The sequence below is a fragment of the Streptosporangium amethystogenes genome, from assembly GCF_000721075.1.
Taxonomy (GTDB): Bacteria; Actinomycetota; Actinomycetes; order Streptosporangiales; family Streptosporangiaceae; genus Streptosporangium; species Streptosporangium amethystogenes.
In genome coordinates, this window is sequence record NZ_JOEQ01000034.1 from 31,926 (window position 1) to 55,361 (window position 23,436).

Consider the following 23,436-nt stretch of genomic DNA (forward strand, 5'->3'; position numbering starts at 1 on the left):
CGGCACTCGCCGTAGCGTCACAGTATTCGTTCTGGAGGGGTCCACCTCGTGAGAGCCGCCTGACAGCCCTGTGAAAGGAGCTTCGTGCAGGAGCGCAGCCGCGTCGCCCCGTGGGCACCGCCCCAGGCACAGCCGCGCCTGGCCGAGCTCGAGGCCGAGGTGTCGGGGTTGGGCCTGGACGCGGTGACCAGGCTGGTCGACGCGGTGCTGGCCGAGCACCGCGGCCGCCTCGACGAGGACGGTGTGGTCCTGTACGCCGGCACCAACACGATGAGCGAGCGCGCCAGGGCCGCCCATGAGATCTCCCTGGGCTGCCGGCCTTCGATGGGCTGGCCGGGGGACAAACGCCAGACCGGCCTGGAGGAGCTGGACGTGCTGGAGGTGCTGGTCCCGCTCCAGATCGCGGCGCTGATGGGCGGCGAGTTCGCCGAGGTGCGGCTGCAGAGCGCCACACTGGCCAACCTCGCCTGCTACAGCGCGTTCGCCGTCCCCGGCGACACGATCGCGGTGCTGCCTCGGGCCGTCGGGGGCCACACCAGCCACCACGCCCAGGGCGCCGCCGGGATCCGTGGCCTGCGGGTCGCCGACCTGCCCTACGACACCGGACGGCTCGATGTCGACCACGCGGCCCTCCCGGCGTTCCTACGCGAGAGGCGGCCCGCGCTGGTGGTGCTCGGGGCGAGCCTGATGCTGTTCCCCCACGACGTGGCGCGGGTGCGGGCCGCGTGCGACGAGGTGGGCGCCCTGCTGCTCTACGACGCCTCGCACGTGGCGGGACTGATCGCGGGCGGGCGGTTCCAGCGGCCACTGGACGAGGGTGCGCACCTGATGACCATGTCCACCTACAAGTCCTTCGGCGGGCCTCCCGGCGGGGCCGTCGTGACCCGCGACGCGGATCTCGCCCGGCAGGTGGCGGCGGCGGCCTATCCCGGCCTGACCGCCAACTACGACGCCTCCCGCCTGGCCCCGCTGGCCGTCGTCGCCGCGGAACACGCCGCGGGAGGTTCCGGGTACGCCGACCGCTGCATCGCCAACGCCGGGGCGCTGGCCGCCGCGCTGGACCGCGAGGGCTTCACTGTGACCGCCGCCCATCGGGGCTGGACCGTCTCGCACCACGTGGCGGTGGACGCGGGCGCGTTCGGCGGCGGAGACGAGGCCGCCCGGCTGCTGGCCGAGGGGGGCGTCTACCTCAGCGGCATCGGCCTGCCCGACCGGCCTGCCGAGGAACCCAGGAGGGGCCTGCGGATCGGCACCCAGGAGGTGACCCGCCGCGGCTTCGGCCCGGACACCATGGGCGAGGTCGCGGCCCTGATGCGCCGCCTGCTCGTCGACGGCCAGACCCCCGCGAAGGTTCGCCAGGACGCACTGGCCCTGCGCCGCGCCATCCCATGATCCCGGACCGGCCCGCTCGACCCCCGGGGGTGCGCCCCCTGGCGGGCCGGTCCGTCAAATCCCCCTGACCATCCCACCCGCGGGTACCCCTTCCGGCGGGCTCCGGCGGAACCGAGCTCGCGGGCGGCCCGGTTCGGCCGGTACGGGTTGCGGAGCAGCCCGGGGCCGGGCAGGACGGCGTCGGCCTGCCCGGAGGCGATGATCTCCTCGGCCTGCCGGGGCCGGGAGAGCCACGGGGCGGAGTACCGTCCTGTCATGTGCCGCAGCATCAAGACTCTTCGTGAGCCCTACGCCAGCGACGTGACCGACGACGACGTACGAGCCGCCGCGCTCCAGTACGTCCGCAAGGTGTCGGGCTTCCGCTCCCCCTCGACGCGCAACGCCGAGGCCTTCGAAAGGGCCGTGGACGCGGTGACCACCGCGACCCGGACCCTGCTCGACGAGCTCCAGCTGAAGCAGGTGTCCCGGGACTGACCGGAGACGTCTGCCCGCCCGTCGGCGACACGGGGGTGCCGGCGGGCGGGACCTCGGCATCGGGTCAGTCGCGTACGTTCGAGGAGCGGAAGAGCCTGCTCGCGAACATGACCACCACGCCCACCAGGCCGATGATCAGAGCCCACTTGAGGAGCGTGAACAGGAAGCCCAGAACCGAGCCCAGCAAGATGAAGGCGATCACCACGGCCGCCACGATCAGAAGAATTCGTCCCATGCCCGCAACGCTAGGCCCTGGCCGGGCCCGGCGGCAGACCTGCGAGCCGATGTCAGGGACAGGCCAGGGTTATCCCCCAGAAGGGCCCCGGCCCCGTCCCCACTCGGGTGTGCTCGATGGATACGACGGCCCGCCCAGGAGCGACGGCCTCCCCGATCGGGAAGCAGGCACACCGGGAACGTGCCCGCTCACCCGGATCGAGGTCGTGACCCTAGAGGGCGGAGCGGCCGCCGACGAGAGGGAGGGTGACCGAGCTGGCACGGGGGTCGACCGAGACGGCGGTGCCCGGGGGCAGGCGCAGCGTGAAGTCGCGGTCCGTGGAGATGAGCACGACGCCGATCCGGTGACCGGCCTTGACGACGTAGTCGCCGGGCTGGAGGTCGAAGCGGAAGTCGTAGAAGCGGTCCTCGCGCAGCAGTTCGGTCCTGGCCGCGGAGTCGCGGTTACGGACGTCCAGCCAGCCCCTTGTGATGATCTTGTAGGGGGCGGTCACCGTGACGTGCTCGGCCAGCCGGGCGCAGCCGGTGTCGCCGGGCACGCCCTGGCCGTAGCAGACCTGAGTGGCGCCGTAGGCGACATCACCGTAGGCGCGGGCGTCGGTTCCGTAGTCGACGAGCAGCGCCGTCAGGTACGGCGAGCGCCCGCCCTTGAACGCGGCCCGCACCGAGACCTCCGGGGTGCCGGACAGCCGCGCGTCGAGGGCCAGCGGACTCGACAGGTAGGCCAGGCGGTTGGGGTCGGTGCTCTCGGTGTTCTCGACGAGCTGCTCGGCACCTCGGGTGCTCTGGTCGACGAAGGACTCGACGGCGGCGCGGCCTCGGGGGCGGTCGGCGCCCAGGGTGCCGTTGCGGCCGTCCTGCCCGGCGGCCAGCTGGAGCCGTACGTCGCGGGTGCCCGGCAGCGGCCACGAGGCGTGCTGCGCCCACTGCCCCGGCCCCGACTCCACATCCGCCTGCGGCTCGTCCATGATGCCGTTGCGCAGGCCGTACAGGTGGAAGTCGAACCAGCGGTGGAGCTGGCGCAGCCACTCGGCGTTGCGCCCGGCGAAGGAGAACGGGTTGAAGTGCGCGCCCTGGTGGAGCCAGATCTTGCGGGGCACGTTCCGCTTCGCGAGGGCGTCCCACCACTGGACGGCCTGCTTGGTCTTGACGTTCCAGTCGTTGAGGCCGTGCACCAGGAAGACCGCCGCGCGGACCTTGCGCACGTCGTTGAGGTAGTTGCGCCGGTCCCAGAAGTCGGAGTAGTCGCCGGTGACCCGGTCCTGGTCCTTCTCTATCCGGTCCATCAGCGCGCCGCAGGCCTGCTGGGCGTTCTGACGGGTCAGCACGTAGCGGGCGAGCACGTCGGCGTCCTCACCCTGGTAGCCGCCGGGGGCCAGCACGCCGCCGTTGGCCCGGTAGTAGTCGTACCAGGAGGAGATGGCCGCGATCGGCACGATCGCCTTGAGGCCCTTGACCCCGGTCGCGGCGACGGCGTTGGGCAGCGTGCCGTTGTAGGAGACTCCGATCATGCCGACGTTCCCGGTGGACCAGCCGGCCTTGACCTCGTCGCCGGCCGCGTCGAATCCGCGGGCGCGGCCGTTGAGCCAGTCGATCGCGGCCTTGGGGCCCGCGGTCTCGTTGTCCAGGCCGGTGGTGGGACAGCCGGTCGCCCGGCCCGAGCCGAGGTTCTCCACCAGTGCGATCGCGTAGCCGCGTGGCACGAAGTAGTTGTCGTAGTAGCCGCGGAAGGGCGGAGCGACCGCGCGGGACGCGTCGAAGCCTTCGCCGAACATCTCGTCGTGCAGGTCGTTGAACTTGTTGCGCCGGTACTCCATGCCCGCCGGGTCGGAGCCGTCGAGGTCGACGACGTGGTTGGGCACGTCGTTGCCGCCCGCGTAGTAGGGGCTGGCCTCCATGATGACCGGGACCTTCGTCCCGGAGTCGGTCTCCTTGGGGCGCATGATGTCGACGGCAACCCGGTCGGGGAGCCCGTCGGCGTCGCTGTCGACCCCGGCGACCTCGACGAACACGGTCTCGGTCAGTGCGTCGGCTCGCGAGTAGACCGGCTGGGTCTCGCCGTTCTCTATCAGGGGGGCCGCGGATCGGGCGGCCACCGCGGGTGACACGACGGCCGGCAGGACACCGGCCGGCAGGATGACCGTCAGCGCGACGATGATCGTCTTCCATCTGTTCATCGGAGGAAAGCTCCCAGAGGGTCGCATAAAATCTGACAACTCCGGTCAATCTCCTGCGAAGCAGTCTTGACCTGCAAGATCAAAGATATAACGAATAGGCGGCTATCTCGCGTTAAGCAAGAGTTCCGGGGTGTATTCCGGGGAATCGGTCACCGCCCCCCGGTCGCTCTCGGGACACCGTCCGCCCATCGGACGGGGGCCGGTCTCCGCACCTGGCCTCTCCCCGTTCCGCTCCTCCCGCCGCTCACGGCCCCTCCATGCGCCCATCGAACGGGAAGGGTGCCGTTAAGGCAAGATTTAACGAAGGTTAGCCTTATTTCATGCCTTCCCTCGATACCGGTGAGACCGGCTCGATCGTCACGGTCAACTCGGAAGAAGAACTCCGCAGGATCGTCGGCGAGGTCGGCGAGGTCGTCCTGCGCAAGGACATCGGCCACCTCGACGAGCACGCCCGTGACTTCATCGCCACCTCGCCCTTCCTGCTGCTGGCGACCTCGGGATCCGACGGCACCTGCGATGTCTCCCCGCGTGGCGAGGAACCCGGTGGCGTGCTGGTCCTCGACGACCACACGCTGGTGATCCCCGAGCGGCCCGGCAACCGCCGGCTCGACAGCCTGCGCAACATCGTCGCCAACCCGCAGGTCGGCCTGCTGTTCGTGGTGCCGGGCACCGAGGAGACCCTGCGCGTCAACGGGCGGGCGCGGGTGGTCAGCCAGGCCCCGTACCTGGAGCGCCTGCGGGTGAAGGGGAAGGTTCCCACGCTGGCGGTCAGCGTCGAGGTGCGGGAGTGCTTCTTCCACTGTGCCAAGGCCTTCCGGCGCTCGGCGCTCTGGCAGCCGGAGCGATGGCCGGACCGCGGGGCGCGGCCCACCCTCGGCCGGATCCTCAAGGAGCAACTGGACCTGGAATGGCCGGCCAAGCTCATCGACGACGACCTGAGCATCGACGCCCGCGAGAACCTGTACTGACGCCGTTCCGGAGGCGCTCGCGTACGCTCCACGCGTGGTGGACGAGTGCCGGGAAAACCTGTACCGGTGCCGAGCACGGGGCTGGCAGGCTGTGCGGATGGAGGTCCGGTACGTCCCGGATCACTCGGTGCTGTCGCTGGAGGAGGCTCGGGACGCCTCCCGCCTTCCCGGCACCGCGTCGTCGGCGGACGCGGTGCACGATCTCGTCGTACGCACCCGTCTGTCGACGAGAACCGCGAGGGCCTGAAATCCCGCCGTGGTCGTCACGCGCACCCGGCCGCCGGAGCGACGGCCTGGAGTTCGTCGCTCAGAGTCTCAGGGAGGGCGGGAGCAGCGGCTGTCGCGGCCGGCGGCCCGTCTCGCCGCCGCGCAGCAGTTCCCACCAGCTCTCCAGCAGTGGGACGTCGGCGGTGTCGACGCGCTCGCCCGGGCGGGGGACGGCGAGGCGGACGTCACGGGCCTTGGCCTCGCGCCAGAGACGGTCGACCGGTTCGGCCCAGGGGTGCGTGGCCAGGGTGAAGGTCGCCCAGTGGACCGGGAGGAGCAGCCTGCCGCCCAGGTCGAGGTGGGCGTTGACCGCCTCCTCCGGGTTCATGTGGATGTCGGGCCAGGCGGCGTTGTAGGCGCCGATCGGCATGAGCGTGAGGTCGAACGGGCCGTGCGCGGCGCCGATCCCGGCGTAGCCGTCGAAGTATCCGGAGTCGCCGGCGTAGAAGACCTTCCTCTCCTGGCCGGCGATGACCCAGGAGCCCCACAGGGTGACGTTGCGGTTGAGGGTGCGACCGGAGAAGTGACGGGCGGCGGTCGCGACGAATCGCAGGCCCGCGACGCTCGCCTCCTCGTCCCAGTCGAGCTCGACGATCCGTGAGGCGGGCACGCCCCAGCGCTCCAGGTGGGCGCCGATCCCCAGCGGCACCAGGAACGGCGCGGCCTGCAGCGCGAGCAGGCCGCGTACCGTCGCGCGGTCGAGGTGGTCGTAGTGATCGTGCGAGATCACGATCGCGTCGAGCGGCGGAAGACCTGCCAGCGGCCCCGGCATCGGGTGCAGGCGGCGCGGGCCGACCAACTGGGAGGGCGAGGCGCGTCTGCTCCACACCGGGTCGACGAGCACGCGGTGGCCCTCGATCTCCAGCAGCGCGGTGGCGTGACCGTACCAGATGACGCTCAGCCCGGTCGGGGACGGCCCGCCCGCCGGCGCGGTCACCACCGGGACCGGCGTGGCCGGGCGGCGCTCCTCGCGGTTGTGCAGCATGTTCCAGGCGATCTCCCGCGCGCTCTGTGGCGAGGGTACGAAGGCGCTGGGCGTGGAGTTGCGAAAGAGGCCGTCGTGGAACTGTGGCGAGCGGCGCATCCGCTCCAGCCGCTCTCCCCTGGCTCTGCCCCCGAGTTCCGCCGGGATGTCCTTCAACGCCCACCCTGCGGCGGCCAGTGCCAGCCCGCCCACGAGGAGACGCCCGATCGATCTGCTGCCCGCCATGTCGGCCCACGCTCCTGAAGTCGTCAGTGCCTGCAGAACGATCTCGGCTCCGCGACTGTTCCCGGCGTGCCCTGGGCAGGACCCGCCCGGCAGGCATCGTTGAACGTGAGACACCGCGCGGCGACTTCACCGGTCACCAAAGAACTTCACCGGTCACCAAAAAAGACGAACAGTCCCAAAATATAACGTCATACTATAAAAGTAGCGATCATGGAGTTATGAAGGTACAAATGCCGCGCACTGTCACGGAGGCCGAAGCCATCCAGGACGAGCTCAGAGCACTGCTCGACCTGACCGGTCCGGGTCCCCGCAGTCCGGCCAGGATCGCGGGAGTGGACGTCGCCTACGACAGGGACCGGCTCGCGGCGGCGGTGACCGTGCTGGACGGGACGACGCTGGAGATCGTCGAAAAGGTCGCCGTCAGCGGGAGGGTGGCCTTCGACTACGTCCCCGGGCTGCTCGCCTTCCGGGAGGTACCCGCCCTGCTGGACGCCCTTGAGCGGCTCTCGGTAACCCCCGACCTGGTCGTCTGCGATGGATACGGCCTGGCGCACCCGCGCCGCTTCGGCCTGGCCTGCCATCTCGGCGTGCTCACCGGACTGCCCACGATCGGGGTCGGCAAGACCGCCTTCGTCGGCACCTATCCCACGCCCGCGCCCGAGCGGGGCTCGTGGACCGACCTGACGCTGGACGGTGACGTCGTCGGCCGCGTGCTGCGCACCCGGCACGGGGTCAAGCCCGTCTTCGTCTCCGTGGGACACCGTGTCGACCTCGCCACCGCCTGCCACAACGTGCTGAACCTGACACCCCGCTACCGCCTTCCCGAGACGACCCGCGCCGCCGACCGGCTCTCCCGCGAGGCACTGATCGAAAACTGTCGTCCGGACCTGGTTGGATCCGCTCAGTACGACGAAATGGGATGAAGTGAGCGACAACGAGTGGGCCGAGGACATCGACGCGTGGCGCGACACCAACCTGGCACGGATCCGCCGGCGGTTGGCGAGCGGGTTCGATCCCGGGCAGTGGCTCCCGTGGCTGCGCACGACGCCCCTGCACCGGGCCGCCCAGGAGGGTGCCGTTCAGGTGATGGAGCTGCTGCTGACCTCGGGCGCGGAGGTCGATCCCGTCGACGCCGACGGCGCCACCCCGCTCTGGGAGGCCGTGCGCCACGGCTGGGACGACGCCGTACGGGTCCTGCTCGCCGCGGGCGCGGACCCCTGGCGGCCGTGCATCGCGGGCCGCTCACCCGGCTCCCAGGCGCTCTTCACCGAACTGGCCGACCTGTTCGCCCAACTGCCCGGGGCCCCCACCATCAGCCCCAGGCTCCGCGAGCTCCAGGACACCGTCGACGCGATGATGTTCTCGTACGAGGACTACAACGAGGGACTGTGCGTCGCCTTCGTCGGCGAGGTGACCGAGGACGAGGTCATCCGCCGCCTGGGCGCCCTACCGGAGTCGTGCCCGCCGCTTCCAACCGGCGAGCTGTGGAGCGCCGAGCACGCCTCCCCCGTGGAGGTCCTGCGGGTGGCCAGCCCGCCGGGGGGTGGGGTGGTGCTCTTCCAGTCCGACGGCATCCTGCCGGTGCACGACGGGGTCGGCCGTGCCGTCACCTCGGGCGGCGGGGTGCTGGCCGGGGCCTTCCCGTTCACCAGCGCGTCCGTCGACATCTGGCGGGACGGGCTCCCCGCCGGACGGCCCTCGGTGCACGAGCAGCTCTCCGACAGCAGCATGGTCGAACTGTGGATGTGTCGTTTCGGCGACTGCGGCGCCCACCCCTCCACCGCGACCGAGCGCACCCTGGGCCTGATGACGCTGCTGACCTCCACCTACATCACCGAGGAGTGGCTGTGGAGCGCTCCGATGAGGCTGGTCCCTGTCACACTGCGGTGAAGTGGGTAGAGTCGCACAACGATGAGAATCCACACGATCACCGCGCTCTGGGAAGACATACCCGACGATGCCGACGACCTCGTCCTGGTACGCGGCGGGTTCCGGGTCTATCTCTGCCTGTGCGGCAGGCCGCTGGCCGACCGGACGGCGGCCGAGCTGCACGCGTCCGAGACCAACCAGTGCACCACCTGCCTGGGCAGCACCGTCGAGAACATCGTGCCCGACTTCTCCCAGCAGTGCACGGCCTGCGCCGGAACCGGCCGGCGCAGGGCACAGCTGACCTGGCAGCTCGCCCACGCCGAGGCCGAGACCATCATCACCATCGAGTTCGTCCGCGAGCTCATCGCCGGCTTCACCGAGCCGTTCCGGCTCTCCGAGGTGGCCGACCTGGTCCGCGACACCCTCAACCTCCCGGTGGGCCGGCTGCCGGTCGGCCCGCGGGTCCGCGACGTCCTGCGCACCCTGGAGGCGAGGGGTGAACTCATGCTGCTCTCCGCCCCCGACGAACTCCTGCGCGGCACCTCGGTCATGCTCTACCGCGACCCCTACTGGGAACACGTCACCGGTTGAGCGCCCTTCGCGGCTACATCTTCTCCGCCGCCGCGAGGTAACCCGCCAGCATGGTCAGCGCGACGTCGCGTACCGCGTCGTCGCCGGGCAGGAAGCCGGCGCTGTGCATGCGCACGTCCGTGCCGTCACCGACCCCGACGAACATCATCAGGCCGGGCAGCACCGCGGAGAGATAGGAGAAGTCGTCGGCGCCGAAGGAGAGCAGCGGCCGCGAGAGGGTGAGGCCCAGGTGGGTCAGGTGGGCACCGGCTCGGGCGGCGAGCCCGGAGTCGTTGCACAGGACCGGCTCACCTCGGGTGATGCTCACCTTGGCCTCGCAGCCGTGGGCCCGCGCGACCAGGTCCGCGACCTCCTCCAACCGGGCGTGCACCTGGTCGCGGATGCGCTCGCTCAGCGCCCTGACCGTACCGCCGGCCGTGGCCTCGTCGGGCACGACGTTGGGTGCGCTGCCGGCCGTCAGCATGGAGACGCCGAGGACCGCCGAGCTGGTCGGGTCGACGTCACGGCTGACCACCCGCTGCAGGGCGACGACGACGTGCGCGAGCGCGAGTACCGGATCGCTGGTCAGGTGAGGGTAGGCGGCGTGCCCGCCGCGGCCCCTGACCACGACCGTGAACTCGTCGGCGGCGGCGTTCACCGTGCCGGGGGTGGCCGCGACCTCGCCCCGCGGCAGGGTGGGCTGGACGTGCGCGCCGATGATGGCGGTGATCTGGTGCTCCGCCAGCGACGGCGACCGGGCGATGTCGTGGGCGCCGGAGGGGTAGGTCTCCTCGCGCGGCTGGAGCATCGCGACCAGCGGAGGGGCGCCGGGGGTGTCGCCGACCGCGTGGCAGAGCGCCACCAGGGCGGCGAGGTGCACGTCATGCCCGCAGGCGTGCATGCGGCCCGGCCTGCCGGACGCCCAGTCGACGCCGGTCCGCTCGGTCACCGCCAGCGCGTCGAGTTCGGCCCGTACGGCGACCGCGGGCCCGGGGCCGCCGACGCGCACCAGCGCACCCGTACCGGCCACCGCCTCCACGGGGCGTCCGGGCAGCTCGGCCAGGATCAGGTCGCGGGTCGGCCCCTCCTCGCCCGACAGGTCGGGGCGGGCGTGCAGCCTGCGGCGCAGCTCTGTCGCGGCGGGCATCCGCCGCTCCAGTGCCGCCCGAAGCCTGGCCTCGACGGAGTCGACGGCCGAGCCGAAGGCAAGAGGCTCGATCATTTGGCCGGTTCCAGACCGTAGACGCGCAGGGCGTTGTCCACACCGATCATGGTGGCCACCCGGACGGCCTCCGCCTCGGCCCACTCTCCGGCATCGACCCACCCGCGCAGCGCCCGGCCGAGCCCGCGGCGGAACAGGCGCGCCCCCAGCATGTGCAGCTCCGCCGGGCCCCAGGCGTCCGAGGAGAACAAGATCTTGGCGAACGGCGCGAGTTCCAGCGACTCGGCGATCAGCGCGTCCGACCGGCTGCCGGTGTAGTTGACGCCGAGACCGACGTCGAAGTAGACGTGTGGGAAGACCTGCGCGAGATAACCGGCGTTGCGGTGGTACGGGTAGCAGTGCAGCAGCAGGATGTCCACGCCGTGCGGCTCGATGAGCTTCAGCCAGCGGGTGAGCAGCAGCGGGTCACACATGTGCAGCTCCACGTCGGGGTCCCCGTAACCGGCGTGCAGTTGCAGCGGCAACCCGCGCTCCACCCCGGCCCAGAGTCCGAGGCGGAGCAGCACCGGGTCGTCCACCCGCCACTGGCCGCTCGCCTCGCCGGCGGACAGCCAGCGGCCCGCCGCCAGGGCGACCTCCCGGTCGCCGGGCGGTGCCGGGTCGAAGGCGAAGCCGTGCCGGTAGGCGACGATGCTCTTGAGGCCGACGGCGCCGACGGTGCGGCGCTCCAGCTCCTCGCGGAAGCGGCCCGGCAGTTCCGCAGCCGAGACCCCCGAGGCGGCCACCTGCTCCAGCACCTGCTCGATGCGGACCACCTCGTGCACGGGCCGCCCCGACGCCTCCGCCATCCCGGCCGGGTCCAGGACGTCGTCGCCCCGATAACCGGTCTCCAGCAGAAAGCGGCCGATACCGCTGGCGGCCAGGAGCAGCCGGTTGACCTCGGCGGCGCCCAGTTCGGTGCGGCGCGCCAGGTAGTCCTCCGGCGCCGCGTGGGCGGGCAGGCCGAGGACCGGCGCGCACCAGCGGCGGATCGCGAAACCCAGCTGGGAGTCGAACTGGGTCATGAACGCCGGGATCGGCCGGTCGGACTCGGTCACCAGCGTCTCGAACTCACCGCGGCCCAGCTCTCCCGAGGAGGCACCGTGCACATGGTGGTCGACCAGGGGAAGGGTGGCGAGCACGCCCTCCAGGTCGCCGGCCGCGTCCCCGGAGAAGTTCTCAGTAGACATCGGCGACCTTCCGGCAGAGCTCGTGGTCGGGCAGTCCCTTGACGCAGGCCAGCTCGGCCCGTCGCACGGCGAGGAACGTGTGGAGCAGTTCGTGGGGGAACCAGCCTCGGGCGACCTCGTCGGCCTCCAGCGCGGCGAGCGCCTCGGGCAGGGAGCCGGGGAGCGCGGGCTCTTCGGCCAGGTCGGCCTCGGACGCGGTCTCCGGCCACACCCGGGCGGGCTCGGCCCCGGCCAGTCCCGCGAGGCCGGCGCGGATCAGGACGCCGAGCACCAGCCACGGGTTGGCCGTGGCGTCCGCCGCCCGGTACTCCAGGTGGAGCTGGTCCGCGGGGTCGGCACCGCCGATCTCGACGGTCGGCGCGATGCGCAGCAGCGCCTCGCGGTTACGCTCGGCGAGGAAGACCCCGCCGGCGCTCCACCGGTGCGGGGTGAGTCGCAGATAGGAGCCGACGCTGGGCGCGGTGACGGCCACCACCGCACCGGCGTGCCGCAGGATTCCGGCCGCGAACCTGGCCGCGGTCGAGGAGAGCCTGCCGGGTGCTCCGGCGTCGAACATCACCGGGCCGCCACCGACCTCGCGGAGCGAGAAGTGCACGTGGACGCCGTTGCCGACGCCCGCGGGGTCGGCCAGCGGGACGAAGGTGACCGGGTGCCCCCTGCGGCGGGCGAGGTCGCGGACGAGTTCGCGCAGCAGGATCGCCCGGTCGGCGGCGACCATCCCGGGAGCGGGCCGCAGGGTGATCTCGAACTGGCCGTCCCCGTACTCGGGGAGCCAGCTCTCCGGCTCCAGCCCGGCCGTCTCCAGCAGCGCGACCAGGTCGGTGCCGAACGGCTCGGCGCCGCGCAGGCGCTGGAAGGAGAAGGGCGGCGCCTCGGCCTGGTCGCCGAGCATGAACTCGTGTTCGAAGGAGGCGTTCACCTCAAGGCCCGCGACCTCTCTCAGATCCGCCAGCGCACGGGCGAGGAAGCCGCGCGGGCAGCCGGGCCAGGGGCTGCCGTCCAGGCCGGTCTGGTCGGCGAGGTAGAGCCGGGTGCCCGGCACCGGGCCGTCGGCGGGCAGGTCGACGGCCGTCGCGGGGTCGGGGAGCAGCCGCAGGTCGCCCACCGAGCCGAAGACGTTGTCGTCGGTCAGGTGGCCGAAACAGGTCAGCGCCAGATTGGCGGGGACCCATCCCACTCCGGTGCGCAACGTCTGGTCCAGCCGGGCCACCGGGGTAGCCCGGCCCCGCATCTGGGCCGCGAGGTCACAGGTCGCCACGAAGGCGGTCCCTGTCGTCATCGGCTTTCTCCTCCCAGTCCGGTCCGCACCTCGCGTCCCGGCCGCCCTAAGTGAAACATATGGTTCATATGTATGGTCAAGGCGGTGGAATGAAACTTAGCATGCGTGTTACCTGATACCCCTGACAGAAACGCCCAGGTCATATGTGTCGAGCCGGCGGGAGGCCGCTCCCGCCCGGCATCACCGGAAGGCATCCCATGACGGACAACCTCTCTCCCGGCAGGTTCAACGGGACGGTCGTCCTGGTCACCGGCGGGGCCCAGGGCATCGGCCGGGGCATCACCGGGGCGTTCCACGAGGCGGGGGCGACGGTCGTCGTCGCCGACCTCGACGAGACGCGCACGGCGAGGGTCACCGCGGAGCTCGCCGCCGTCTCGGGGGGATCACCGGCGGCCTCGGCGGTGCGCCTGGACGTGCGTGACCCGGAGTCGGTGACCGCCGCCTTCGAGCAGGCGACCGCCCTGCACGGCGGAGTGGACGTGCTGGTCAACTGCGCCGGGGTCTATCCGAACACCCCGGTCCTCGACATGACCGCCGCGGAGTGGGACGAGGTGTTCGCCGTCAACGTCCGCGGCGTGATGCTGGCCTCGCAGGCCTTCGCCCGCACCTCCGGCACCCTCGGGGACGGGCGCCGGATCGTCAACGTCTCCTCCGGCGCGGCCCGTTCGGCCCGGGTGGGCGCCGCCCACTACTGCTCGTCCAAGGCGGCGGTGGAGATGCTCACCAGGGTCCTGGCGCTGGAGTTCGCCCCGTCGGGGATCACCGTCAACGCCGTCGCCCCCGGACTGATCGAGGTCCCGGCCACCGTGGCGCTCTCGGCCGAGTACGTGGCGGCACTGGTCGCCGGGCAGCCGGTGCACCGCATGGGCACGCCGGCGGAGATCGCGCGGGCGTGCGTGTTCCTCGCCGATCCGGACTCCTCCTTCATCACGGGGAGTGTTCTCGACGTGGACGGAGGCTTCCTGGCCGGAACGGCCCTGCCGCCGAGCTGAACCACGTTTTACGAGATCAGAGCGGTGCGGCGGATCGAGTTTAAGTAACAAACCTTTTACAGGTCTAGCCTTTGCCTCAGGATGCAACGTACGTTTCAATTGTCGACAGTGACAGAACGGTGCAAAACAGGCATGTGACGCTCTCCGGCATGTCCCGCATGCGTTCGTCCGCTCGTCCCACAGACGCAGAGAGGCTTCACCGTGGCCCGTTCCCCCTTCCTCCGTCCCCGGACGCCCACCCGGGCGATCACCGCCGTCGCGGTGACGGGCGCCCTGGCGGCGCTCACCGCGTGCTCCTCCTCCACCTCCCCCGACACCTCCGCCGCGGAGACCGGCGGCGCGGCCGGCACGAAGGAGATCCAGATCGGCCTGCTCGCCCCGCTGACCGGGGGCCTGGCATCCGACGGCCTGGGCATGAAGCAGGGGGCCGAGCTGGCCGTCAAGCAGCTCAACGAGGCCGGCGGCGTCAACGGGTACACGTTCAAGCTCAAGGTCGTGGACGTGCAGAGCCAGTCCAACGACGCGGTGACCAAGGGCGTACAGACCCTGACCGACGACGAGTCGGTGAAGGCGGTCGTCACCGGTTACGCCTCCACGTCCAACTTCGAGATCGACGAGTTCGCCGCGGCGGAGAAGGTCTACCTCATCGGCGGCAACACCGCGCAGACCCAGGCCATCATCGGGAAGGACCCGGCGAAGTACCCCACGGTCTGGTCGATCACCCCTGACTACGACGCCTACGGGACCGAGCCGGTCGACCTGGCGGAGTCCTGGGCCGAGCAGGGGCTGTGGAAGCCGCGCAACAAGTCGGCGTTCATCGTCCGCTCCGACAACCCCTACAGCGAGAACATCGCCGACGGCCTGGTCAAGCAGTTCAAGGCCAAGGGCTGGAGCATCGCCGGCCAGGAGAAGGTGCCGTTCGGCACGGTCAACGACTGGGGCACGGTTCTCGGGAAGATCCGCTCCGCCGACCCCGACTTCATCGTCAACACCGACTACCAGGTCTCCAACGAGGCCAGCTTCCTGCAGCAGTTCCTGCAGAAGCCCACCGAGTCCCTGGTCTTCATGCAGTACGGCCCCAACCAGCCCCAGTTCTTCGAGCTGACCAAGCAGCAGGCCGAGGGCGTGCTGTTCAACAACCTCGCGGGCATGGTGCCCTCGCCCAGCTACGCGCCGGCCGCGCAGCTGCAGAAGGACTGGCAGGCCGCGTACGGGACCGACAACGTCGACCCGCAGGGCGTGATGACCTACGTGGAGACCATGATCTACGCCGATGCGCTGCGCGAGGTCGGCGACCCCGACGACGCGTCGGCGATCGGTGCCGCCATCGGCAAGAGCGACAGCGAGCGGGCCTCCGGCCGGATCGCGTTCGACCAGACCACGCACCTGGCCAAGCAGGGCGACGACTACGTGCCGCTGCAGTCCTTCCAGTTCCAGGACGAGAAGCGAGTGCTGATCGCCCCTGAGAAGTACAAGTCGGGCTCCTTCCAGCTCCCGCCGTGGATGAAGAAGTGACCTCCGCCTCCCTGGCGCTGCCGCCGGGCAAGCGGATGGCCGTGGCGCTGACCTTCGACTTCGACGCCCATTCCCCCTGGATGGGCACCATGGGCCGCACGTCGCCGTCCTACCTGTCACGCGGTGACTTCGGCGCCGAACAGGGGGTGCCCCGGCTGCTGGAGCTGCTCGGCCGCAACGACCTGCCTGCGACCTGGGCCACCCCCGGCCACGACCTGGTGACCTTCCCGCACCGCATCGAGCAGATCCTGGCGGCCGGGCACGAGATCGCCGCGCACGGCTGCTACCACGAGGTCGTACCCGATCTGGGACCCGACGAGGAGCGCCGGCTCATGGAGGTCGCGCTGCGCCAGCACGAGCAGGTCGTCGGGCGCCGTCCCCGCGGCTACCGCTCGCCCGCCTGGGACTTCTCCGAGAGCACGCTGGGCCTGCTTGAGGAGTTCGGCTTCGACTGGGACAGCTCGCTGATGGGCCGGGAGTTCGAGCCGTACCGGCCCCGGCGGGTCACGGTGAACTACGAGTCGGCCAGCGAGTTCGGCCCGGAGAGCCGGATCGTGGAGATCCCCGTGTCGTGGTATCTCGACGACTGGCCCTCGGTGGAGTACGTCGCCGGGGTCTCCCCGCTGGGTTCCCACCGCGACATGGAAGACCGCTGGAACACCATCTTCGACTACGCCCACCAGCGGGTGCCGGGCGCGGTCTACGTGCTCACCATGCACCCGCAGACCATCGGCCGGGCCCACCACCTGCTCGTCCTGGAGGCGCTGGTCGAGCGGATGCTGGCGGCGGGCGACGTCTGGTTCGCGACGCTGAGCGAGATCGCCGATGCCTGGCAGGGCTGAGCCGGGCCCTCCCCCGGGAACCGGTGGGATGGTCACCGCACCCGACCCGAGGGCGGCGCGCGCGGGGGCGTCGATGCTGCGCGCGGGCGGCAGCGCCGTGGACGCGGCGGTCGCCACGGCCTTCGCCACCGGAGTGGTCGAGCCCTACATGAGCGGACTCGGCGGCGGCGCCTGGCTGGTGGTACGCGAGCCGGGCGCCCCGACCGCGACCGTCGTGTGCGGCCCGATCCGAGCCCCGGGCCTGGCGCACCCGGAGATGTTCGCCCCGGCGGCGTCCGCGACCGGCACCGGCCTGTACAACTGGCCGGCCGTACGCGACGACGCGAACATCGTCGGCCCGCTGTCGGTGGGCGTCCCCGGAGCGGTCGCCGCGCTGTGCCGGGCGCACACCAGGTTCGGCCGCCTGCCGCTGGCCCAGGTGCTCGCCCCGGCGATCGAACTGGCCGAGGCGGGACACGAGACCAACTGGTTCGCCTCCTCGACGATCTGCGCCGAGGCCCGGACACTGCGGGCCTTCCCCTCCTCCGCGGAACTCTTCCTGCCCGACGGCCTGCCGCTGCGCGGCCCGTCCCAGGGCCCCGGCGACCCGCTCGTCCAACCCCGGCTGGCCCGGGTGCTCCGCGAGATCGGCACCGGCGGCCCAGACGCGTTCTACCTGGGCCGGTCCGCCCGCGCGATCGCGACGGCGGTCACCGGGGCCGGTGGCCTGCTGTCGGAGAAGGATTTCGCCAGGTACGTCGCCGACGAGTCCGAGGTCCTTCCGGTCGAGATCGGCCCGATCCGGCTGTACGGCCCGCACGCCACCGGGGTGATCTCGGTGATCGAGGCACTGCAACTGGTCGAGGCCGCCCGGCGCCGGGGACTGGATCCCGGGGCTCGGCTGTGGGCGCGGGTGCTGTCCCACGCGTTCGAGGACCGGTTGCGCGAGGTCACCACCTCCCAGGAGGGGCCGGCGCCCTGGGCGCGGCTGGCCTCCCCCGAGCACGCCGACGAGGTGGTGGCCCGCTGGATCACGGGCGGGGAAGCCTTCCCCGCGCCCCCCGGCGGCTCCGCCAGGGCGGGCTGCACCTCGCACCTGTCGGCGGTCGACGACGAGGGCATGACGGTCTCGCTCACCCAGACGGTGCTCGACCTGTTCGGCTCCCGCATGGTGGAACCGGAGACCGGCATCGTGCTGAACGACGGGATGATGTACTTCGACCCCCGCCCCGGCCGGGTGACCAGCGTGGCTCCGGGCGCGGCCGGGCTCAGCGCGGTCAGCCCCGTCGTGCTGACCGGCCCGGGGGACGCCGAGGCGACGCTCGGCGCCTCGGGCGGGCGGCGGATCATCTCCGCCGTCGCCCAGATCGCCGCCCGCTGGCGTGACGGCGCGGACCTCCAGGAGGCGATCTCGGCGCCGAGGATCCACGCCGAGGGTGACCGCGTCTGGCTGGACTCGCGCGACGCGGGGGCCACGGCCGACCTCTCCGCCGCCGGGTTCGACGTCCAGGTCGTCAGCGAGGAGCCCACCACCTGGCACTTCGCCCGCCCCAACGGCATCGCACGGCGCGGTGGCGGAGCGTGGTCCCCCGGCGTCGACCGGATGAAGCCGTACGGGGTGGGCCTGCCCGGCGGATGAGACAGGCCGGCCGAGACGGCCACCCGGTCGCGGCCCACCACGGCCGACCAACACCACGAGTACCAGCAGATTGAGGGAGATATCGCGATGGCGAGCACTCTGACCGGGCAACGCGCCCTGGTCACAGGCGCGGCGGGCGGGATCGGCGCGGCCATCGCGCACCGCCTGCGCGCGGAGGGGGCGCGGGTCATGATCGCCGACGTCGACGTGGAACGCGGGACGCGTACCGCCCTGGAGTTGTCGGGGGACGGCCCCGCGTGCGTGTTCCAGGTGGCGGACGTGTCCGACGAGGACAGCGTCGAGGCGCTGTTCGCGCGGGTCTCGGACGAGTTCGGCGGCCTGGACATCCTGGTCAACAACGCCGGCATCGCGGAGAGCGGCGGCGGCGTCACCGGCGTGCCGATCTCCGAGTGGCGCAGGGTCATGGACGTCAACGTCACCGGGACGTTCCTGTGTGCCAGGGCGGCGTTCCCGCTGCTGGCCGCGGGCCGGGCGGGCGCCATGGTCAACCTGTCGTCCATCTTCGGGGTCACCGGCCTGCCGGCCTTCCCCGCCTACTCCGCGGCCAAGGGCGCCATCGCCAACCTGACCCGGCAGCTCGCCGTCGAGGGTGGCCCACGGGGAATCCGGGTCAACGCCGTGCTGCCCGGCTACGTCGACAACGACATGGGCGACTCGCGGAGCCTGCTCGACGCCGAGGCCGCCGCGGAGTCCCTGCGGCAGCGCGAGGCGGCGGCGGCCCGCCAGCCGGCCGGGCGGCAGTGCTCGCCGGACGAGATCGCCGCGGCGGTCGCGTTCCTGGTCGCCCCGGACGCCTCGTTCGTCAACGGCGTGCTGCTCCCGGTCGACGGCGGTTTCCTCGCCCAGGGCGACTGGCGCGGACCTGGGCAGGCCGCGTCGTGAACGGGAACTCGCAGGTCATCCTCGCCGCGCACGAGGTCGGCAAGTCGTTCGGCAGCCTGCGGGCCGTCGACGGCGTCTCGATGTCGGTGACGCGCGACGAGGTCTTCGGCCTGGCCGGCCCCAACGGCGCGGGCAAGAGCACGCTGTTCAACCTGCTCACCGGTATCCCGATCCGGCCTGACTCCGGAAAGGTGATCTTCGACGGCCACGAGATCCAGAACCGCTCACCGCGCTGGATCGCCAAGGCCGGCCTCAAGCGCACCTTCCAGACCGAGGCCGTCTTCGAGTCGCTGAGCGTGCTGGAGAACGTCCGCATCGGCTCGGCGTACGGCGGCGCGGGCAGGGCCAGGCGCTGGACCCCCGCCCGGTGCCGGGAGGCGCTGGACGCGGTGGAACTCGGCGGCGATCTGAACCGCCCGGCCGACGGGCTCTCGCTGATCGACCGCAAGCGTCTGATGATCGCCGGCGCGCTGGTCAGCGGCCCTTCGGTACTGCTGCTCGACGAGCCCGCGGCCGGCCTCGACCCGGCCGACCAGGACGCGCTGATCCGGTTGCTGGCCGGTGTGCACGGCACGGGCGTCACCATGGTGATCATCGAGCACGTGCTGTCGGTGCTGGAGGCGCTCGCCGACCGGATGGCGGTCCTCGACAGCGGCCGGATCATCGTGACCGGCAGGCCGGCCGAGGTCCTGTCCGACCCGAGGGTCGTCGAAGCCTACCTGGGACCGGGGGCCGCGCGATGAGCGATCTGCTGACCGTGGAGAACCTCACCGCCGGCTACGGCCAGGCGAAGGTGTTGCGCGGCATCTCGCTGCGCGTCGGGCAGCACGAGGCGGTCGGGCTGCTGGGGCCGAACGGCCACGGCAAGACCACGCTGCTGCGCTGCGTCTCCAACCTGCACCGGGCCGCCTCCGGCACGATCGCCTTCGCCGGGCGGGACACCAGGGGCGAGTCCCCCGGCAGCCTGGTCAGGCGCGGGCTCATCCACGTGCCACAGGGCTCGCGGCTGTTCCCGCAACTGACCGTGGAGGAGGCACTGCGGCTCTCCGCGTCCTCCAGCGGGCACTCCTCGACCTGGCGGGACGGGATCGACCAGGTGTTCTCGGTCTTCCCCAAGCTCAAGGAACGGCGCCGGCAACTCACCGGCACGCTCAGCGGCGGGGAACGCCAGATGGCCAGCCTCGGCATGGGCCTGATGGCCCGGCCCACGCTGCTGATCCTCGACGAGCCCACGCTGGGCCTGTCACCGAAGGTCAAGCACGAGCTGAGTGAGTGCATCGTGCGGGTCCGCGCCGAGGTCTCGTCGGTCATCCTGATCGACGGCGACATGGACCTGGTGCTCGACCTGACCGACCGCTACCACGTCGTCCTGCACGGCGACGTGGTGGACAGCGGCGCGTCGGACGGCAGCCGCAGCCGCGACGAGATGATGTCGCTCTTCCTGGGAGGGACCGCCGATGGACGGCATTAGTGTCATCGTGACGAGCACGCTCGTCCTCGGCGGCCTCTACATGCTCATGGCGGCGGGGCTGACGCTGATCTGGTCCACGCTGCGGGTCTTCAACTTCGGGCACGGCGCGCTGATGATGTTCGGCGCCTACCTGACCTGGACGCTGCTGGACGCCGGCGGGCTGCCGGTGGCGGTCGCGCTGCTCGGCGCCGTGGCGGCGATGGCAGTGATCGGAGTGGCCTACGAGTTCCTGCTGGTCAGCCCGTTCATCCGGCGCCCAGGAGGCGACATGCTGGTGATGGTCGCCACACTGGCGGCCACCATGCTGCTGCAGAGCGGCGCCCAGCTGATCTGGGGACCGGAGATCAAGCAGCTCCCGCCGTTCGGTGGTGCGCGCGTCGAGGTCGCCGGGGCGGTCGCCCAGGGCAGCCAGCTTGTCACGATCCTGCTGGCCCCGCTGCTGGTGGGCCTGCTGGCCCTGGTCCTCAAACGCACCGGCATCGGACTGACCGTACGGGCGCTGGAACAGAACCGCGAGCACGCCCAACTGCTCGGCATCGCACCGCGCCGGGTCTACGTCTTCGTGGTCGTGGTCGCGATCGGCCTGGCCACCGTGGCCGGGGCGCTGCTCGGCAGCATGCAGTTCATCTCCCCGGGTATGGGCGGCGACCCGCTGCTGCGTGCCTTCGTGGTGCTCGCCTTGGGCGGAGCCGGCAGCCTGACGGGCACCATCGCCGGCGCGTACGCCATCGGCCTGCTCGAGGCCGTCACCACCTACTACTTCGGGCTCTCCTGGAGCCCGGTCCTGGTCTTCCTCGCAATGATCGTGATCATGCTGGTCAAACCCGAGGGACTGCTGCGGACCAAGGTGAGGAGCGCGTGAACGTCATGACCAACCTGCGCTCCTGGGCCGGCTGGCCGGTCTACGCGACAGTCCTGGTGGCCCTGCCACTGGTCTTCACCGACCCGCACGCCCGGCTGCTGCTGATCCTCTTCACGATGTACGGCGTGCTCGCCATGAGCTGGAACCTCACCCTCGGTTTCGCCGGCATCTTCAACTTCGCCCAGATCGGGTTCTTCGGCATCGGCGCCTACACCACGGGCATCCTGGCCACCCGCACCGGCATCGACCCGTGGCTGGCCCTGCCGATCTCGGGGTTCTCGGCCCTGCTGGCCTCGCTGGTGGCGTTCCTGCCGGTGCTGCGGCTGCGCGGCATCTACGTGGGCCTGGCCACGTACGTCTTCTCCCAGCTCTGCATCTACCTGGTGCTCGGGCAGGCGGGCCTGACCGGCGGATCCAACGGCATCGTCGGCATCCCCCGCCTCAGCCTGGGCGACGTCAACCTGCGGGCCGACGGCCGGATCGGCTACTACTTCCTCGGCGCCGCGCTGCTGTTCGCGGTCACCGTGCTGGTACGGGTGCTGACCCGCTCGACCCTGGGCATGTCGCTGCTGGCACTGCGCGACAACGAGGCGCTGGCCACCAGCCGGGGCGTCTCCAGGGTGCGCCAGCACCTGATCGTCTTCATGGTCGGCGCGGCCGTGGCCGGGGTGGCCGGCAGTTTCAACGCCTTCCTCAACGGCGTGGTCAGCACCGACGTCTTCGGCTTCGGCTACCTGACCCTGCTGCTCAGCATGATCTTCCTGGGCGGCAGCGGCAGTGTCTACGGGCCGATCGTCGGCGCCGTGGTCGTCACCCTGGTCTCCGACGTGCTGCAGGACGCCGGGGCCTGGCGCGACATGGTGATCGCCATGCTGATCCTCGTGGTGCTCTGGATCGCCCCCAAGGGCCTGGCCGGCATCGCGAACTCCGTCCTCACCTCGCTCCGGCGGCCCCGCCCTCCCGCTCCGGAGCCCCTTCCCACCACCTCGAAGGAGACCGTATGACCACCGAACACGACGTGACCCGCCGGGTGCTGGAGCAGGTCGACCTGCTCGCCGAGCGGATGGTCTCCAGCCTGGCCGACGCGATCGCCATCCCCAGCGTGAACCCGCGCTACCCCGGCCAGGAGTACGACAAGATCGTCGGGGCGGAGGGCGACGTCAGCGCACTGCTCGGCGACCTGTACGCCGAGGCCGGGGCCAAGGTCACCAAGGTCACCGTGGAGCGGGGCCGCGACAACGCCTGCGGCGTCGTGTCCGGCGCGGGCGGCGGCCGGTCGCTGCTGCTCAACGGGCACGTCGACGTCGTACCGCCGGGCCGTCTCGACCGGTGGCGCGGCGACCCGTTCCGCGCCCAGGTCACCGACGACGCGGTGATCGGACGCGGCGCGACGGACATGAAGGGCGGCCTGGTCGCCGCGGCCTACGCGGCCCTCGCGCTGCGCGGGGCCGGCGTGCGCCTGGCCGGTGACCTGGTCCTGCAGGGCGTCGTCGGCGAGGAGGTCGGCGACCACGAGGCGGGCACCACCGCGGTGCTGGAGGCCGGGTTCGGCGCGGACGCGGCCATCGTCTGCGAGCCGTCCGGGCAGGCGGGCACCCTGCCGGCGTCGGTGCCGGTGACACCGGGCCTGCTCTGGTTCAGCGTCTCCCTGGAGGGCAAGACCGCGCACTCCGGGCTGCGGGGCATGACCGTGCACCCGACCCTGGAGGGCGACGCGCTCGGCGTCAACACCGTCGACAAGTTCTGGGTGATCTACCAGGCGCTGCGCGCGCTGGAGGACGACTGGGCCCGGCACAACCGGCACCCGCTCTTCCCTCCCGGCTACTTCAACCTGCTGCCCGGCGTGCTGCGGGCCAACCCCTCAGGCATCCTGGTGCCCTTCTTCCTCGCCGACGAGCTGGTCGTGGAGTACTGCGTCTACCACCACCCCGACCGGTCCAACGAGGAGGTCATGGCCGAGATCGAGTCCCGGGTCATGGACGCCTGCCGCACCGACCCGTGGCTGCGCGAGCACCCGCCGGTGTTCGAGTGGAAGCTGCTCTGGCCGCCGTACTCGCTGCCCGACGACGCCCCGCTGAGCGCGACGCTGGTCGGCGCGCACACCACGGCGACCGGCGGGCAGCCGCCGCTGACGACCGGTTTCATGGGCGTGTGCGACCTGACCTGGATGGACCGCAAGGGCATCGGCGGCCTGGTGTACGGCCCGGGCGTCGGCTACACCGCGCACGCGGAGAACGAGTACGTGGAGATCGCCCAGCTGGTGCAGTCGGCGAAGACCTACGCGCTGACCGCGATCGACTGGTGCGGGCTCGCGGACGAGCGGTGAGCACCGGACGGCCGCGAGGCTGCAGAGCGCCGGTGGACGGGGGACGTTCGCCGGGCGGCGCTCGACCCGAGGGCGG

Annotated in this window: 23 protein-coding genes; 17 read left to right on the forward strand and 6 right to left on the reverse strand. The window is 71.5% G+C overall.

Features of this window, described 5'->3' with window-relative positions:
• Positions 1-84 precede the first annotated feature (84 nt).
• Positions 85-1,392 carry a serine hydroxymethyltransferase gene (locus tag IG98_RS0135060; RefSeq protein ID WP_030922390.1) on the forward strand — a complete coding sequence of 436 codons (1,308 nt, stop codon included), beginning with the start codon at positions 85-87 and terminating at the stop codon, positions 1,390-1,392.
• A gap of 255 nt (positions 1,393-1,647) precedes the next feature.
• On the forward strand, positions 1,648-1,866 hold the full coding sequence (locus IG98_RS0135065) for a DUF2277 domain-containing protein (protein ID WP_030922393.1): 219 nt from the start codon (positions 1,648-1,650) through the stop codon (positions 1,864-1,866).
• Positions 1,867-1,930: 64 nt separating this feature from the next.
• Here IG98_RS0135065 and IG98_RS52090 read toward each other — a convergent pair whose 3' ends face one another.
• On the reverse strand, positions 1,931-2,101 hold the full coding sequence (locus IG98_RS52090; protein ID WP_169750237.1) for a hypothetical protein: 171 nt from the start codon (positions 2,099-2,101) through the stop codon (positions 1,931-1,933).
• Positions 2,102-2,312: 211 nt separating this feature from the next.
• Positions 2,313-4,277: a Xaa-Pro dipeptidyl-peptidase gene (locus IG98_RS0135075; RefSeq protein WP_030922397.1), complete on the reverse strand. Its 1,965-nt coding sequence runs from the start codon at positions 4,275-4,277 to the stop codon at positions 2,313-2,315.
• Positions 4,278-4,597: 320 nt separating this feature from the next.
• Here IG98_RS0135075 and IG98_RS0135080 point away from each other — a divergent pair, with 320 nt between their 5' ends.
• Complete coding sequence (locus IG98_RS0135080) at positions 4,598-5,245, forward strand: pyridoxamine 5'-phosphate oxidase family protein (RefSeq protein ID WP_037972080.1); 648 nt, start codon at positions 4,598-4,600, stop codon at positions 5,243-5,245.
• A 97-nt stretch (positions 5,246-5,342) separates the two neighbouring features.
• The gene (locus IG98_RS51225; protein WP_211264265.1) at positions 5,343-5,492 is read left to right on the forward strand and encodes a hypothetical protein; all 150 of its coding nucleotides are present in this window, start codon (positions 5,343-5,345) and stop codon (positions 5,490-5,492) included.
• A 60-nt stretch (positions 5,493-5,552) separates the two neighbouring features.
• Here IG98_RS51225 and IG98_RS0135090 read toward each other — a convergent pair whose 3' ends face one another.
• Positions 5,553-6,722, reverse strand: a complete 1,170-nt coding sequence (locus tag IG98_RS0135090) for an MBL fold metallo-hydrolase (protein WP_084195875.1) — start codon at positions 6,720-6,722, stop codon at positions 5,553-5,555.
• Between the two features lie 230 nt (positions 6,723-6,952).
• Here IG98_RS0135090 and IG98_RS0135095 point away from each other — a divergent pair, with 230 nt between their 5' ends.
• The 3 genes from IG98_RS0135095 to IG98_RS0135105 are packed head-to-tail and all read left to right on the forward strand — an operon-like array spanning position 6,953 to position 9,182.
• Positions 6,953-7,645 (forward strand): endonuclease V, encoded by a 693-nt coding sequence (locus IG98_RS0135095; RefSeq protein WP_425428143.1) that lies wholly within the window; start codon positions 6,953-6,955, stop codon positions 7,643-7,645.
• A 1-nt stretch (position 7,646) separates the two neighbouring features.
• Positions 7,647-8,612, forward strand: coding sequence for an ankyrin repeat domain-containing protein (locus tag IG98_RS0135100; RefSeq protein WP_051753345.1), 966 nt, complete (start codon positions 7,647-7,649; stop codon positions 8,610-8,612).
• 21 nt (positions 8,613-8,633) lie between these two features.
• A complete protein-coding gene (locus tag IG98_RS0135105) occupies positions 8,634-9,182 on the forward strand; it encodes a hypothetical protein (protein ID WP_030922415.1) in 549 nt (182 codons plus the stop codon).
• Between the two features lie 13 nt (positions 9,183-9,195).
• Here IG98_RS0135105 and IG98_RS0135110 read toward each other — a convergent pair whose 3' ends face one another.
• Genes IG98_RS0135110 through IG98_RS0135120 form a run of 3 tightly spaced genes read right to left on the reverse strand, consistent with a single transcriptional unit; the run spans position 9,196 to position 12,831 of the window.
• Positions 9,196-10,383, reverse strand: coding sequence for a M20 metallopeptidase family protein (locus IG98_RS0135110; RefSeq protein ID WP_030922418.1), 1,188 nt, complete (start codon positions 10,381-10,383; stop codon positions 9,196-9,198).
• Entirely contained in the window at positions 10,380-11,552 is a 1,173-nt protein-coding gene (locus IG98_RS0135115; RefSeq protein ID WP_030922420.1) for an amidohydrolase family protein, read from the reverse strand. The genes IG98_RS0135110 and IG98_RS0135115 overlap by 4 nt, the downstream gene beginning before the upstream one ends.
• Positions 11,542-12,831, reverse strand: coding sequence for a glutamine synthetase family protein (locus IG98_RS0135120; RefSeq protein WP_030922424.1), 1,290 nt, complete (start codon positions 12,829-12,831; stop codon positions 11,542-11,544). Before IG98_RS0135120 ends, IG98_RS0135115 begins: the two co-directional genes overlap by 11 nt.
• Before the next feature lie 197 nt (positions 12,832-13,028).
• On the opposite strand from IG98_RS0135120, the gene IG98_RS0135125 reads away from it, so the two are divergent.
• The 10 genes from IG98_RS0135125 (at position 13,029) to IG98_RS0135170 (ending at position 23,360) form a co-directional block, all read left to right on the forward strand.
• Positions 13,029-13,823, forward strand: coding sequence for an SDR family NAD(P)-dependent oxidoreductase (locus IG98_RS0135125; RefSeq protein ID WP_030922427.1), 795 nt, complete (start codon positions 13,029-13,031; stop codon positions 13,821-13,823).
• 201 nt (positions 13,824-14,024) lie between these two features.
• On the forward strand, positions 14,025-15,338 hold the full coding sequence (locus IG98_RS0135130; RefSeq protein ID WP_051753346.1) for an ABC transporter substrate-binding protein: 1,314 nt from the start codon (positions 14,025-14,027) through the stop codon (positions 15,336-15,338).
• Positions 15,323-16,180: a polysaccharide deacetylase family protein gene (locus IG98_RS0135135; protein ID WP_211264266.1), complete on the forward strand. Its 858-nt coding sequence runs from the start codon at positions 15,323-15,325 to the stop codon at positions 16,178-16,180. The genes IG98_RS0135130 and IG98_RS0135135 overlap by 16 nt, the downstream gene beginning before the upstream one ends.
• A gap of 28 nt (positions 16,181-16,208) precedes the next feature.
• Positions 16,209-17,798, forward strand: a complete 1,590-nt coding sequence (locus tag IG98_RS0135140) for a gamma-glutamyltransferase family protein (RefSeq protein ID WP_030922439.1) — start codon at positions 16,209-16,211, stop codon at positions 17,796-17,798.
• An 87-nt stretch (positions 17,799-17,885) separates the two neighbouring features.
• The gene (locus IG98_RS0135145; protein ID WP_037972082.1) at positions 17,886-18,701 is read left to right on the forward strand and encodes an SDR family NAD(P)-dependent oxidoreductase; all 816 of its coding nucleotides are present in this window, start codon (positions 17,886-17,888) and stop codon (positions 18,699-18,701) included.
• Positions 18,698-19,444: an ABC transporter ATP-binding protein gene (locus IG98_RS0135150; protein ID WP_030922445.1), complete on the forward strand. Its 747-nt coding sequence runs from the start codon at positions 18,698-18,700 to the stop codon at positions 19,442-19,444. The genes IG98_RS0135145 and IG98_RS0135150 overlap by 4 nt, the downstream gene beginning before the upstream one ends.
• Positions 19,441-20,172 (forward strand): ABC transporter ATP-binding protein, encoded by a 732-nt coding sequence (locus IG98_RS0135155; RefSeq protein ID WP_030922448.1) that lies wholly within the window; start codon positions 19,441-19,443, stop codon positions 20,170-20,172. Before IG98_RS0135150 ends, IG98_RS0135155 begins: the two co-directional genes overlap by 4 nt.
• Positions 20,159-21,034: a branched-chain amino acid ABC transporter permease gene (locus tag IG98_RS0135160; RefSeq protein WP_030922450.1), complete on the forward strand. Its 876-nt coding sequence runs from the start codon at positions 20,159-20,161 to the stop codon at positions 21,032-21,034. The genes IG98_RS0135155 and IG98_RS0135160 overlap by 14 nt, the downstream gene beginning before the upstream one ends.
• A gap of 5 nt (positions 21,035-21,039) precedes the next feature.
• Complete coding sequence (locus IG98_RS0135165; protein ID WP_245651852.1) at positions 21,040-22,038, forward strand: branched-chain amino acid ABC transporter permease; 999 nt, start codon at positions 21,040-21,042, stop codon at positions 22,036-22,038.
• Positions 22,035-23,360, forward strand: a complete 1,326-nt coding sequence (locus tag IG98_RS0135170) for an ArgE/DapE family deacylase (protein WP_030922454.1) — start codon at positions 22,035-22,037, stop codon at positions 23,358-23,360. Before IG98_RS0135165 ends, IG98_RS0135170 begins: the two co-directional genes overlap by 4 nt.
• The last annotated feature ends 76 nt before the right edge of the window (positions 23,361-23,436 follow it).

Bases quoted from the DNA above. Each gene is read 5' to 3' on its own strand.
- IG98_RS0135120 (WP_030922424.1), bottom strand. From the start codon at position 12,831: ATGACGACAGGGACCGCCTTCGTGGCGACCTGTGACCTCGCGGCCCAG.
- IG98_RS0135160 (WP_030922450.1), top strand. From the start codon at position 20,159: ATGGACGGCATTAGTGTCATCGTGACGAGCACGCTCGTCCTCGGCGGC.
- IG98_RS0135165 (WP_245651852.1), top strand. From the start codon at position 21,040: ATGACCAACCTGCGCTCCTGGGCCGGCTGGCCGGTCTACGCGACAGTC.
- IG98_RS0135140 (WP_030922439.1), top strand. From the start codon at position 16,209: ATGGTCACCGCACCCGACCCGAGGGCGGCGCGCGCGGGGGCGTCGATG.
- IG98_RS0135095 (WP_425428143.1), top strand. From the start codon at position 6,953: ATGCCGCGCACTGTCACGGAGGCCGAAGCCATCCAGGACGAGCTCAGA.
- IG98_RS51225 (WP_211264265.1), top strand. From the start codon at position 5,343: ATGGAGGTCCGGTACGTCCCGGATCACTCGGTGCTGTCGCTGGAGGAG.
- IG98_RS0135065 (WP_030922393.1), top strand. From the start codon at position 1,648: ATGTGCCGCAGCATCAAGACTCTTCGTGAGCCCTACGCCAGCGACGTG.
- IG98_RS0135115 (WP_030922420.1), bottom strand. From the start codon at position 11,552: ATGTCTACTGAGAACTTCTCCGGGGACGCGGCCGGCGACCTGGAGGGC.
- IG98_RS0135075 (WP_030922397.1), bottom strand. From the start codon at position 4,277: ATGAACAGATGGAAGACGATCATCGTCGCGCTGACGGTCATCCTGCCG.
- IG98_RS0135170 (WP_030922454.1), top strand. From the start codon at position 22,035: ATGACCACCGAACACGACGTGACCCGCCGGGTGCTGGAGCAGGTCGAC.
- IG98_RS0135155 (WP_030922448.1), top strand. From the start codon at position 19,441: ATGAGCGATCTGCTGACCGTGGAGAACCTCACCGCCGGCTACGGCCAG.
- IG98_RS0135090 (WP_084195875.1), bottom strand. From the start codon at position 6,722: ATGGCGGGCAGCAGATCGATCGGGCGTCTCCTCGTGGGCGGGCTGGCA.
- IG98_RS0135145 (WP_037972082.1), top strand. From the start codon at position 17,886: ATGGCGAGCACTCTGACCGGGCAACGCGCCCTGGTCACAGGCGCGGCG.
- IG98_RS0135110 (WP_030922418.1), bottom strand. From the start codon at position 10,383: ATGATCGAGCCTCTTGCCTTCGGCTCGGCCGTCGACTCCGTCGAGGCC.
- IG98_RS52090 (WP_169750237.1), bottom strand. From the start codon at position 2,101: ATGGGACGAATTCTTCTGATCGTGGCGGCCGTGGTGATCGCCTTCATC.
- IG98_RS0135105 (WP_030922415.1), top strand. From the start codon at position 8,634: ATGAGAATCCACACGATCACCGCGCTCTGGGAAGACATACCCGACGAT.
- IG98_RS0135080 (WP_037972080.1), top strand. From the start codon at position 4,598: ATGCCTTCCCTCGATACCGGTGAGACCGGCTCGATCGTCACGGTCAAC.
- IG98_RS0135125 (WP_030922427.1), top strand. From the start codon at position 13,029: ATGACGGACAACCTCTCTCCCGGCAGGTTCAACGGGACGGTCGTCCTG.